At 37.6% G+C, this 11705-nt stretch carries 10 protein-coding genes; 4 read left to right on the forward strand and 6 right to left on the reverse strand.

Translation table 11 applies throughout. The features are described 5' to 3' along the window. Nucleotides 1-154 precede the first annotated feature (154 nt). Both BAOM_RS17070 and BAOM_RS17075 read left to right on the forward strand, forming a co-directional pair. Nucleotides 155-1090 carry a DUF1385 domain-containing protein gene (locus tag BAOM_RS17070; RefSeq protein WP_127761317.1) on the forward strand — a complete coding sequence of 312 codons (936 nt, stop codon included), beginning with the start codon at nucleotides 155-157 and terminating at the stop codon, nucleotides 1088-1090. 95 nt (nucleotides 1091-1185) lie between these two features. Continuing rightward, complete coding sequence (locus tag BAOM_RS17075; RefSeq protein ID WP_127761318.1) at nucleotides 1186-1563, forward strand: SA1362 family protein; 378 nt, start codon at nucleotides 1186-1188, stop codon at nucleotides 1561-1563. Nucleotides 1564-1585: 22 nt separating this feature from the next. Here the strand turns inward: BAOM_RS17075 and BAOM_RS17080 are convergent, their stop codons facing one another. Together BAOM_RS17080 and BAOM_RS17085 are read right to left on the reverse strand one after the other, a co-directional pair. Beyond that, nucleotides 1586-2467, reverse strand: coding sequence for a patatin-like phospholipase family protein (locus tag BAOM_RS17080; protein WP_127761319.1), 882 nt, complete (start codon nucleotides 2465-2467; stop codon nucleotides 1586-1588). Nucleotides 2468-2742: 275 nt separating this feature from the next. Continuing rightward, nucleotides 2743-3600, reverse strand: coding sequence for an MBL fold metallo-hydrolase (locus BAOM_RS17085; protein WP_127761320.1), 858 nt, complete (start codon nucleotides 3598-3600; stop codon nucleotides 2743-2745). A gap of 279 nt (nucleotides 3601-3879) precedes the next feature. Here BAOM_RS17085 and BAOM_RS24615 point away from each other — a divergent pair, with 279 nt between their 5' ends. Further along, nucleotides 3880-4023, forward strand: a complete 144-nt coding sequence (locus BAOM_RS24615; RefSeq protein WP_164853276.1) for a hypothetical protein — start codon at nucleotides 3880-3882, stop codon at nucleotides 4021-4023. A 110-nt stretch (nucleotides 4024-4133) separates the two neighbouring features. Further along, nucleotides 4134-5267, forward strand: coding sequence for a zinc-dependent alcohol dehydrogenase (locus BAOM_RS17090; RefSeq protein ID WP_127761321.1), 1134 nt, complete (start codon nucleotides 4134-4136; stop codon nucleotides 5265-5267). A gap of 423 nt (nucleotides 5268-5690) precedes the next feature. Here BAOM_RS17090 and BAOM_RS17095 read toward each other — a convergent pair whose 3' ends face one another. The 4 genes from BAOM_RS17095 to BAOM_RS17110 all read right to left on the reverse strand — a co-directional run bounded on the left by BAOM_RS17095 (nucleotide 5691) and on the right by BAOM_RS17110 (nucleotide 11481). Next, a complete protein-coding gene (locus BAOM_RS17095) occupies nucleotides 5691-6893 on the reverse strand; it encodes an IS110 family RNA-guided transposase (protein WP_127761322.1) in 1203 nt (400 codons plus the stop codon). A 1200-nt stretch (nucleotides 6894-8093) separates the two neighbouring features. Further along, nucleotides 8094-8882: an alpha/beta fold hydrolase gene (locus BAOM_RS17100; protein ID WP_127761323.1), complete on the reverse strand. Its 789-nt coding sequence runs from the start codon at nucleotides 8880-8882 to the stop codon at nucleotides 8094-8096. Between the two features lie 447 nt (nucleotides 8883-9329). Beyond that, the gene (locus tag BAOM_RS17105; RefSeq protein ID WP_127760413.1) at nucleotides 9330-10625 is read right to left on the reverse strand and encodes an IS110 family RNA-guided transposase; all 1296 of its coding nucleotides are present in this window, start codon (nucleotides 10623-10625) and stop codon (nucleotides 9330-9332) included. A 190-nt stretch (nucleotides 10626-10815) separates the two neighbouring features. After that, nucleotides 10816-11481: an HAD family hydrolase gene (locus BAOM_RS17110; RefSeq protein ID WP_127761324.1), complete on the reverse strand. Its 666-nt coding sequence runs from the start codon at nucleotides 11479-11481 to the stop codon at nucleotides 10816-10818. Between the last annotated feature and the right edge of the window lie 224 nt (nucleotides 11482-11705).

The raw sequence follows: 11705 nt of genomic DNA on the forward strand, positions 1-11705 counted from the left end.
ATGTCCTCGATTTTTTTGAAATATTTTCTTTTTTTATGTCGAACGCATGAGTTATACTAGAGGTTTTTCACTTTTTTCGGTATGATGGAAATATAAAACTCATATTAGCAATCACGAGCAAACAACGTGAAATTACTGTTAGGTTGGTGTAGAAATGTCTGAGGTTCAAAAACCTGTTTATGGAGGGCAAGCAGTCGTAGAGGGTGTTATGTTTGGAGGTAAACATCATACTGTAACCGCTGTTCGCCGCACAGATTCAACAATTGCGTACTATCATCTACCGCGCAAATCAACACCTATGATGAATACTTTAAAGAAAATACCTTTTGTACGCGGAATTATTGCCCTTATTCAAGCAAGTTCAACGGGCTCTAAACATCTAAACTTTTCCACTGAGCAATTGGAAAATGATGAAACACCGAAAAAAACAAAAGAGCCTTCCAAACTAAGCTTATGGCTAGGGGTCGCGGTTATCGGTGTGCTGTCCTTCTTATTTGGAAAATTATTATTTACGCTCATTCCAGTCTTTCTGGCTGAACTGACAAGACCGATTTTCCAAAGCGATGTCGCACAAATTATTATAGAAAGCGTCTTCAAACTTATATTGTTACTCAGTTATATTTATATTGTCTCTATGACCCCTATGATCAAGCGAGTCTTCCAATATCATGGTGCTGAACACAAAGTCATCAATTGCTTTGAAGCAGGCAAGGAATTAACTATCGCTAATGTTCAAGCAAGTTCTCGTCTCCATTATCGCTGTGGCAGTAGCTTTATCTTATTCACTGTTATCGTTGGAATGTTTGTCTATTTACTCGTACCAACCGATCCACTATGGGTAAGAGTTGTTAACCGAATTCTACTCATTCCAGTTGTACTTGGAGTAGCCTTTGAAGTGTTGCAAATGACGAATAAAGTAAGAGACATTCCTTTCCTTCGTTTCCTAGGTTATCCTGGATTATGGCTTCAACTGTTAACAACGAAAGAACCAACCGATGATCAAGTAGAAGTCGCTCTCGCCTCATTTAATGAATTATTACGCTTAGAGAGAGAGACTGAACAAGGGTTAGAATCAAACAACCTTGTCTAGAATAAATATATTTAATAATTTATTCTAAAATTTGTAAAAAACAGTGTTTAAAACAAGCTATATTAGCTTATGATGCTCATATGGAGGTGTCTTTGTTGAATCGTATAGTATCCTATGTCATTTATGGTATCATTGCCCTTGGTGCACTCGGTTTAATTAGTCAGCTTACAACAAACACGATTGGCTTTTTAAAACAAATTGCCATGCTAGCCGTCTTTGCAGGGATTTTTTATCTCATTTTTCGATTAATACAAGGAAAAGCCAATCCAAAAGAGCAACGTGCTTTTAGAAAAGCTGTTCGACAATCTAAAAAACGAACGAAAGAACGTACAATCAAGCCGAAACAAAATAATGTAGCAAACATGTCCTCTGCTAAATCATTATATAAACTTAAAGCTCGTAAGAAGTCGGATGTACAATTAACCGTTATTGAAGGCAAAAAAAATAAGAAAAAAAATCGGGCTTCCTTTTAACAGCCCGATTTTTTTCTTTTCTTCAATAGCTCCACTTTTTCAAAAATTGAGTTGTATACACTCGACCTCTTTGAATCAGCTCATCTTTCTTTTCCTCATTCAATTTAAAATCCAAACCAGAGATTCCCTTCATTGGAATAAAGGCAATATTATTTACATGTTTTTTAGAAATATAACGAGAATCATGAGCATTTGTCATCGTTTTGAACAAAGCTGTAAACATCTCGATTGGATCATCTACCTCATGGGCTTTCCCCACTTCATCACCTGTTAGCTTCAAACCGACAACCGGTCTTTCCCTTGTTCCACGATCTGTGTTAAATAACCACATCGGGAAATTACTAAGAACACCGCCATCGACAAATACATTTGTTTGATTCCCTGTTTTAATTTTTACAGGTTCAAAGAAATAAGGTACGCTACAACTCATTCGCACCGCTTTTGCAACCGAAAAGGATTGTGATTCAACCCCGTAATGACTTAAATCATTGGGTAGGACGACTAAACGACCATTCGTAATATCTGAAGTGATAATTCGTAAAGAGTTTGGTGGAATGTCTTGAAAAGTGACTACTCCTTTCATCTTAAGTTGCTCCGCAACCCAAGCTTCTAACGCATCTCCCTTATATAAACCTAACTTCCAATAAAGAAGTAACCATTTAGCAAAGGGAAGTTGTGACCAACCGCGCCGACGATCCAACAAATCATCGGTATCTATTTTTCGAAAGAGTTCTTCAATTTGTTTACTTGAATAGCCAGCAACTACTAACGCTGCTATAATTGACCCTGCACTCGTTCCAGCTGTTCTTTGAAACGTATATCCTCTCTCTTCTAAAACTTGCAGTCCACCAACTAGACCAAATCCTTTAATACCGCCTCCAGAAAAAACCCCATCAATAATCATAATTGCCCTCCCCTAGATGCTCTCTACATTTTTAATCTAGGGGGAGAAAAATTATGACAGTTTAATATGAGAACAACCAGGTCATAAACGTTTCAACTAAGCTCACTCATAAGGGGCTGAAACCTTTGTTTTTCCTTTGGAGGTGTTAAACAAGATTGTTAATAAAACGATTGAGGGCCCCTGCTCGTGTGAGACTGCGTTGTCACACGAGCAGGAGCCTTTCTTCTATAAGAATGAACTATGTAAAACAAGACCGTAATAAAAAATCAGCTGATTCAATGAATATTTTTATTAATAAATCTCCCATGATCCGGAATAGCAATACGGTCAAACTCACGTACAAGCATTTGCAAACTATCTGTTAATAGTTCACCAGTCATCGGCAAACCATGACCTGTTATAGCTACAGATGGTCTTAAAGCCTCTAATTTCTTTACAGATTCCCATGCTGCTGCCCAATCCGGCGTAAAATATCTAGGAGGACCACTGATTTCTTGCTCCTGTGTTAGTACTTTATAAAGAAACTCCTGTCTTACTGTAACAAACGCATCGCCGACAATTAAAGCCTTATCTTCCTCTCTAAAAAAAGATACGTGACCGGGGGTGTGCCCTGGTGTATGAATCCAACGGAACCCAGTCATATAAGGAATACTTCCATCAGCAGGAAGCGCTTTTACTTGATTCCCCAAATTAATCGGCTCATTAGGAAACATCGGTGACATTTTAGCAATCATCCCACCTTCTACAGTCGGATCCGGTTTAGGATAACTCATCTTTCCCGTTAGAAAAGGTAATTCTAATTCATGAGCATATACAGGGATGTCCCAATGCTTGACCAACTCAATAATAGCCCCTACATGATCAAAATGACCATGTGTTAGAACAATAGCTTTAGGCCGGCTATTCTCTCCAAAGCGTTCCTCAACCATCTCAATAATTTTATCAGCCGATTCAGGCATCCCCGCATCTACTAATACAAATTCTTTAGTATTAGGATGGCCAACTACAATAACATTGACGATTTGCACTGTATAACAAAACAAATCCGGCAACACCTCTATACCAACACCACTGCCTATTGACGTTGCAGGAATATATTTATAATCACTTCCATATGAAAGATTGTTCTCCATGAAAAGACTCCTTGCTATTTTAAATTGAAAATCAAGGATAGTTTTTCACCATATATTCTATTTATGCAAGAGGCTAATATTGGATCTTCATTGCTTTCTGAGCATTTTGAACATCATTATGAATGATAATATTCACTAGAACGTATATCCCTCATCCTAATAAATTCACCAAAACATTTATGAAAATATTTTCTCTCCAATCCCCCTCACTATATCTGCATAAAAAACGCTCTAGCGTCTCAAACTACTAACACTTACTTTTTATGGAGGGAAATTATAATGAGTGAAAAATGCTTTTATTGCACAAGTGATATTCAAGAAAATGGAATTCACCATGTAACGTTCCATGTTACAAACGAACATAGAGATGAAACACTATGCGATGAATGTTATCAAGAGTGGCTTCAAGGAATAAAAGAGTAAATTATTTTATGAAAACTAAAGAGTTTTCTTAAAGAGTGAACTGTTTTTTGGTTTACTCTTTTTTCAATCATAAAAAGGAATCTTAATTGACTTAGGAGGTGCTGCCGATTATGAAAGCTGTAACGTATCAGGGTAAGCAGTCTATCGCTGTAAAGGAAGTGGAGGATCCTAAAATCGTTGACTCTCAAGATGTGATTGTCAAAATCACCTCGACCGCTATTTGCGGCTCAGATTTGCACCTGTACCAAGGAAACTTTCCACTCCCTATTGGTTATGTCATTGGTCATGAACCAATGGGAATTGTAGAAGAAGTGGGACCAGACGTAACAAAAGTAAAAAAAGGAGACCGTGTTGTCATTCCGTTTACTGTTGCCTGCGGGACTTGCCCGTATTGTGACCAACATTTAGAAAGTCAATGTGACAATGCAAACCCTCACTATGACTCCGGTGGTTATTTTGGATACTCCGAAAAATTTGGAAATTATCCAGGAGGACAAGCTGAATATCTTCGAGTTCCATTCGGAAATTACACACCTTTTCTCATCCCCGAAGAATGTGAACTAGAGGACGAACAGCTTTTATTTTTATCAGATGTTTTGCCGACCGCATATTGGAGTGTTGAACATGCTGGTGTCAAAAAAGGAGATACCGTTATCGTATTAGGATGCGGACCAATTGGCTTAATGGCCCAACAATTTGCTTGGCAAAAAGGAGCCGAACGCGTCATTGCAATTGATTATTTCGACTATCGACTAAACCATTCAAAAAAAATGAATCGAACCGAGACTTTCGATTTTACACAATATGATGATATGGGCGAAACCTTAAAAGAATTAACCAAAGGAGGAGCCGATGTTGTTATTGATTGTGTCGGTATGGATGGAAAAAAATCACCGCTTGAATATGTCGAACAAAAGCTAAAGCTGCAAGGAGGAACGCTTGGACCTATACAAATCGCCACAAAAGCTGTAAAAAAATGCGGGACTGTTCAACTTACAGGGGTTTATGGCGGATTATATAATATGTTTCCATTAGGGCCATTCTTCACTCGAAATATTACATTAAAAATGGGCCAAGCTCATGCTCGCAGCTATATGCCAACCCTATACGAACAAATTGTAAAAGGGAAAATTGATCCGACTGCTATTATTACGCATAAGCTTCCACTAGAAGAAGCCGCGCATGGTTATACAATCTTTAACAATAAACAAGATGATTGTATAAAAGTCATTTTAAAGCCTTAGGTTAGGTGTTAATACATGAAAAAGCCGATTAGAGAACTGTCTCTCTAATCGGCTTTTGTAGCTTTAAAATAAAGTTTAATCAAAAGCACCTCACAAACCGTATTTTGCGATAAATAAAAAGAATCTATTTTGAAAAAAGATTGATCAAAATGGATTCTTATCTAGTAGATTTAAATCTTATTTTTATAAAAAAGTTTGATTATTTCTGTAATCCTTATTCCATTAAAGCGCCCTTTAATGGAATAACTGAAACGGTCCTTATTGTATAAACCACCTGATCCTTCTTCAACTAACCAGCTAATAGGATGTCAACATTTTTCAATAAAAATTCTATAAACAAAGTGATATACTAAAAATGTTCATGCCAAATAACCTTCCTCATTTACATTGGAAGGTTTTTCATGCGTTACCCGATTGTATTTCTTAAACCAAATCCAGGAAATCTTCCCTGCGTTTTAGTAAGGCATAAATCCAATGAATAAGCTTATTTACACATGCAATCATTGCGACTTTAAAAGGTTTTCCTTCTTCTCGCTTGCGGTCATAGAACTCTTTTAGCTTTTTATTGCGAGAGGATCTAATCCCACAGAGAACAGCCATATATAAGGCATGACGCAATCTGCTTGAACCTCTCTTGGTGATCCGATTGATTGTCGCTGTAAATTTCCCCGACGAATGTACACTTGGATCAATCCCAGAGAAAGCAACCAGCTTTTTAGGGTGATTAAACCGTTCGATCTCTCCAATTTCGGAAATAATCGTTGCCGCGATTTTTTCTCCAATACCGGGGATCGACTGGATAATCTTATATTCTTCTATTTCTCCTGCCAAGGCATCTATTTGATCATCTAACTTTGCTAGGTGCTCTTGGTATTGGAGAAGCAGTTGAATATACATTTCAAGACTGATCAAATGACTTTGATAAAATATGCTCTTAAACGGGTTACGCTGAGCTGCTTCATAAAGTTTTTTTGCCCTTTCTTGTGCCCAGCGTTCCGAACGACTCATACATAAACTCGCAATCTTATCTGTCACCTTAGATTCTCCAGCCTGTATCACAGATTCTGACGTACTAAATTCCAGAAGTGTGTTTAGAGAAACTTTTGAATACAAATCTCCAAATACCCCTTTATATTCAGGAAACACTTGATCTAAAATCGAATGAAACTGTAACTTAGCTTGAACATACAAACCCGTTAGGGTTTCATGTTGTCTTGTGAGATTACGGAGGTTTAAAAGCTGGATTCCCCTTTTCTTATAAGGCTCAAGCTCTTCCTTGTAATACAGTTCACACAAACGAAAAGCATCTATTTCATCTGTTTTTACCTTTCGCAAACTTGACTTTTTTGCCTGATAAGACAGTAAAGGATTGACCATAATGTATAAGTAATTTTGTTCCTCTAAAAACTGAATGACAGGAGTGTGATAATGTCCCGTCGATTCTAATATGACACTTGGTTTCATATCAGCCTCATTTTCCACCACTTTCAAAAAATGAAGTAAAGTATTTAGTCCCTCAGTCGTGTGGGGTACGCTAAAACTTTTTCCGTACGGCTTTCCCTTATCTAAAAATGCTTGAATCTGACTTTCCCCTTTTGAAACATCCAGGCCGATTACTGGATTCATTCTTTATCTCTTCCTCTCCATTTGTTTTGCCAGTAATCCCTATTCCTCCATGCAGTATCATAGCTTCGCTTGTTATACGGGATCACAGTCCCAACCAGCCTCAAACATGTTTCTACAAGTAGGGGGCGGACAGTTTAGTTGACGGAATCATGGTCCCACGCACCCGTACGTCCTACCCTGGCTACCGATATAATAGGTCCTATATAAAAAAGGTCAACCAGTAAAAACTGGTTAACCTCATAATACGAGTCGAGTAGAAGAGAACCTCTCTACCTTTCGGTAGATTGAGTTCTCCCCCCTCACAGAACCGTGCTTGCGCAATTAACGCACACGGCTCCTCCTAGTTACCATTCACAAAATGTAGCTCATCTCTTTCATTCTGATTTTTGCTAATTCTGCTATCCTTACTAGTTTTGTTTCCATCATTATTCCTACCTCTGAGTGTAGTAAATGTGTCCCTAGTAAGGGTGATAACTGGTAGCCAGCCTTTCCTCCATCGGCATTACCCAACTTCATTGGTACTACGCTGCTATCCGACTCCCTACATCGGCTTTTGGCTTCCTTGCTTTGTATCGCTTGTACACCATACTCTTCTATCACGAAAAGACCGGTAGGGTCTCCCGAGTTGCCGTATCATATCAATGTGTGACGTGCCGAGGTCTCTGACTCCAGAGAGGCCTTACCCTTCTTGCCTTAACGAAGGATAAGATGTAGCTTTCTGCTGTGCGTAAGGCATCAGCCCTCTCGAGTTACTAACATTATGGAGCTCAATCCCTTCAACCATTTGGCTTTCGGCCCGCTACCTAACTGTCTACGCTTAAAGACTAAAGTTACCTTTAACCCTCCAAGACTCGCTACGAGCGAATGGCTAGTTCTTACTCGACGGGAATCCCACCCGCTATATGATACGACCTAGGCTCGGCCGCACACGCACCCGTTAGCCATCCATGAATCGCAAAAATCGGCGATTCACCACAAAGAATGAAAATAGTTGGGAAGTGTCAATACTGATACTGACCTTAATCCAGTCAACCCTAATACATAGACTAATTAATTAACGCTCTCCTCTTTTTTTAAACGATTGAGCAGGGTCTTCTTAAGTATTGTCATTTTTCATTATTAAAGAAACTTATTTTCATGGTAGTTCATTAATAAAAGCGATTCTTATTAAAGAATCGCGCCCTTTAGTTGAATAAATATCTATAGTAAATTAGATATAAATTTATGAACTGTCTTATTAAAAACCTTTGGCTGACAAAGATTACTAGGGTCAAAAGAATTTTCGATTACCTTCAACTCCGAATTTTGAATGCAACTCGATACCCGTTCCATCATTTTTTTACCCAATTTAGTATAGTCACCTACTAAACAAAGTGTAGGAATATTAACCTTTAATAACTGATCATTAAATCTAATTCTATTTATTGCTTTTCTTTGGATTTTCGTTTCATATGTCCTCATGTTAAGTATAATGCTTTCCATCTCTTTGCAAGCAATGGACCATCTTTTATATGAGGATTTTGTTAATTTTGCTAACCACTTTTTAGGCATATGTAAAACCCATGTTTGATTGGCTCCTACCATTGCTAATAATTTTTGAAGGGAATCAATTGAGGTATCACAGAAACTATCGACTATAACGAGTGCCTTAACAATATCTGGGGATGCAATGGCTACCTTTTGAATTAAAACCCCACCATATGAAACTCCAATAAATGTCGCTGAAGAAATTTCCAAAAAAAGTAAAAGCTCTTTAATATCTTCTGCTTGTTTATCTAAAACACTTTCCACATTACATTCTAAAAAACCAGAGTTCCCATTACCTCTTAAATCAAGTAAAATAACTTTGAAGTGTTGTTGAAAGTATTCTATTTGTGGCTTATACATTGAGGATGAAGCCCCTAATCCATGTACAAACACTAATGGCTCTCCTTCACCATAACACTCATAAAATATATCTATATCATCTTTAACTTTTAAATAAGGCATTTACCCACCCACTTTTTTCGATTCTTATTAAATTAACCTCCCTCAATAAACAAACAATTATCTCTTAAATACTCAGTTTTTCTCAATATTTCTATCCAACTTATTTACTCTTATAGATTTGATTAGTACGAAAAGAACACAATCAAGCAGTTTACGAAAAAAAAGAGCGCAAGAAACTAGCCAACCTTCGGTTAATTTCAAGAAGTTGGATGAATAGGTATGTACGCACCAATGGATGTCCACATATCTTACGGGGGTCTACCCTCCCAAGTCTCACAGAGTCTACGCTCCTACATTCCTTCGTTCAACCTTTCCATAAGGTGGATGTCGGTCATGCTGCCCCACAGGATCTATGTCCTTACGTTAGTTGCGTTGCCGACTAATCCCATGCTGATATTGTCTGTTCAACCGTCCAAATCTATTTGTCAAAAGTCAGTTTTATAGTGATTAAGCTGCTATTGGTTCTTGAATAAATGCATGCATATGAGGGATATCCTTCAACATCTTCTCTTCCTGGAACACAAACTGTTTCTGCCCAATGGAGAAGAGAATGCGTATAAGCTTATTACACAAAGCAATTAAAGACTGCATCTTTTTCAACGGATTGTCAGGTCTCGTTGTGTAATAATGATGTAGGGCTTTAAAGGCTTTATTCTTCGCTACTAGAATCATAGATGCCCGAAATAATAATGCTCGTAATTTCTTACGTCCACGTTTCGTAATCGTGGTTCTCCCTTTATGCTTTCCAGATGTATTTTCTTTTAAGCTAAGTCCTGCCAGTTTGGTTATTTGACGAGGATGATTATATTCACTCAAATCCCCTACTTCAGCGAAGAAACCCGCCACTGTATCGCGTCCAATTCCTGTTATCTCTAACATTTGATCAACGCCTGGAATATCTTGAAGCAGTGTATCCAAAGTATGGTCAAGCTCTTCGAACTTGGCTTGAATGAGTTCATATTTTTGAATTAATGATCTTAATTCCATTTTAGCCATCATGGCACCCTGACGAATGCCAATCGAGCGATTGGCTGCTTCTTTTAAGGATTGAATCTTCTTTATTCCTATACTTCTCTTCACTTCTTGCCTTAAGTAATCGAGTAATTCTTCTTCTGTATAGTTCACTAGCTCATGAGGTAACGCTTCAAGTTTTAATAAATGAAGAGCTGCCTTTCCCTCCCAACTTTTAAAAACGGTAAAGAACTCTGGAAAATATCGATCAAGCCAGTTGTGTACCTGTCCCTGCACAATTTGTAAGTCCACATTTAATAGATCGCGTAATTTCTTAGCCACACGCAGTTCCGCGAAAACCCCTTGTGGTATGGTTGGTTCAGCGTATCTACCATCTTTGACTAGTTGTGCAATGACTTTCGCGTCTTTTACATCATTTTTAGTTGGAGAGTTATCGTCTAACTCCTTACTGTGCTTGACATGTAAAGGGTTGACCGTTACGAACTTAATCTGTTCCTCCTTTAGAATATGAGCTAAATTAAGCCAATAATGGCCAGTTGGCTCCATTCCAGTAATGACAGAATCCATTTCGCAAGACTCTTTTATTTGAATAATCCAATTAATAAATGTCCTAAATCCTTCTTGGGTATTATCAAAAAAGCAAGTAGATCCTAGCTCCATTCCACGATAATCTTGTGCTCTAGCTACATGATGATGTTTCGCAATATCAATACCGATTACTAAGGTTTTAGGTGTAATTTGAGCTATTTTATGATTTTGGTTATAATTCATGGTGAGACCTCCGAGTAGATGTTTTGTCCTTTTTAGCTGGCCAGCTCAGGACACATTCATCTTATCAAGAGGTCTTTTTTCATTCAAACCGCATTTTCAGTTATTACAGGAATGCTGCCCCTATAGTTCTATAAGAAAAGGCAGCCTTAAAGACAGCTCCGGTCTTCAGCTAACATACCCTTTAAGAACTTTATTTGACTTGACTACCCATCAAAATATCCTTTAACTGGCTTACACTTTTGACAATATGAGTAGGGTTAGAATGACTTAGTTCTTCAAATGAACCATATCCATAAGTTACTCCAATAGAGTTAATTCCAGTGTTATTTGCACCAATAATATCGTGCTTCCTGTCGCCAATCATAATAAAGTCACTAAGCGTATGTTCCTTGTACTTATCTAGTATGTATTGAATTATTTCAGTTTTTGAAGCTCTTGTTCCATCAAGGTTACTTCCGACAATAAGTTCAAAATATTGATCAATATTAAAGTACTTTAGTATTTGTTCAGCAAATACAGTAGGCTTTGAAGTTGCTACAACTAAAGTAAATTGTTGTTCTTTTAACGATTTTAATAGTGATGCAATATTTGAATATAACTCATTCTCAAACATTCCCTTTTCCTTAAACCTCTCCCTATATAATTCAATTGCTTTTTGTGTGTTTTTCTCGCCAAAATCGTAATATTCAGCAAATGAAACTTGTAGTGGTGGACCAATAAAACATTCAAGTTTATCAATGTCAGGCTCAACAATGTTCATTTTTTGTAATGCATATTGAACCGATTTAGTTATTCCTACCTTTGGGTCTGAAAGTGTTCCGTCTAAATCAAATAAAATTACTTTGTATTTATCCATATTAACCTCCCTTACTAAATCTAATAGTCACCTTAATTTTACCACATTAGTTACAAATAAGTTCCAAGTCTTGTTGAACTATCCTGCCCTGTTAGCCATCCATGAAGCGCAAAAATCAGAGCTTCACCACAGAGAATGAAAATGGTTCAGAACCGTCAATACTGATTCTACGGCTGGGAGAGGAAGGTCGATGAACTATGGTGCGTTAGAGCCCATCCGTTAGT

Source organism: Peribacillus asahii (assembly GCF_004006295.1).
Classification (GTDB): Bacteria; Bacillota; Bacilli; order Bacillales; family DSM-1321; genus Peribacillus; species Peribacillus asahii_A.

What these genes read in the sequence shown, in the direction of transcription:
- BAOM_RS17085 (WP_127761320.1), bottom strand. Translation starts at nt 3,600, where the DNA reads ATGGAGAACAATCTTTCATATGGAAGTGATTATAAATATATTCCTGCA.
- BAOM_RS17110 (WP_127761324.1), bottom strand. Translation starts at nt 11,481, where the DNA reads ATGGATAAATACAAAGTAATTTTATTTGATTTAGACGGAACACTTTCA.
- BAOM_RS24615 (WP_164853276.1), top strand. Translation starts at nt 3,880, where the DNA reads ATGAGTGAAAAATGCTTTTATTGCACAAGTGATATTCAAGAAAATGGA.
- BAOM_RS17095 (WP_127761322.1), bottom strand. Translation starts at nt 6,893, where the DNA reads ATGAATCCAGTAATCGGCCTGGATGTTTCAAAAGGGGAAAGTCAGATT.
- BAOM_RS17080 (WP_127761319.1), bottom strand. Translation starts at nt 2,467, where the DNA reads ATGATTATTGATGGGGTTTTTTCTGGAGGCGGTATTAAAGGATTTGGT.
- BAOM_RS17090 (WP_127761321.1), top strand. Translation starts at nt 4,134, where the DNA reads ATGAAAGCTGTAACGTATCAGGGTAAGCAGTCTATCGCTGTAAAGGAA.
- BAOM_RS17105 (WP_127760413.1), bottom strand. Translation starts at nt 10,625, where the DNA reads ATGAATTATAACCAAAATCATAAAATAGCTCAAATTACACCTAAAACC.
- BAOM_RS17100 (WP_127761323.1), bottom strand. Translation starts at nt 8,882, where the DNA reads ATGCCTTATTTAAAAGTTAAAGATGATATAGATATATTTTATGAGTGT.
- BAOM_RS17070 (WP_127761317.1), top strand. Translation starts at nt 155, where the DNA reads ATGTCTGAGGTTCAAAAACCTGTTTATGGAGGGCAAGCAGTCGTAGAG.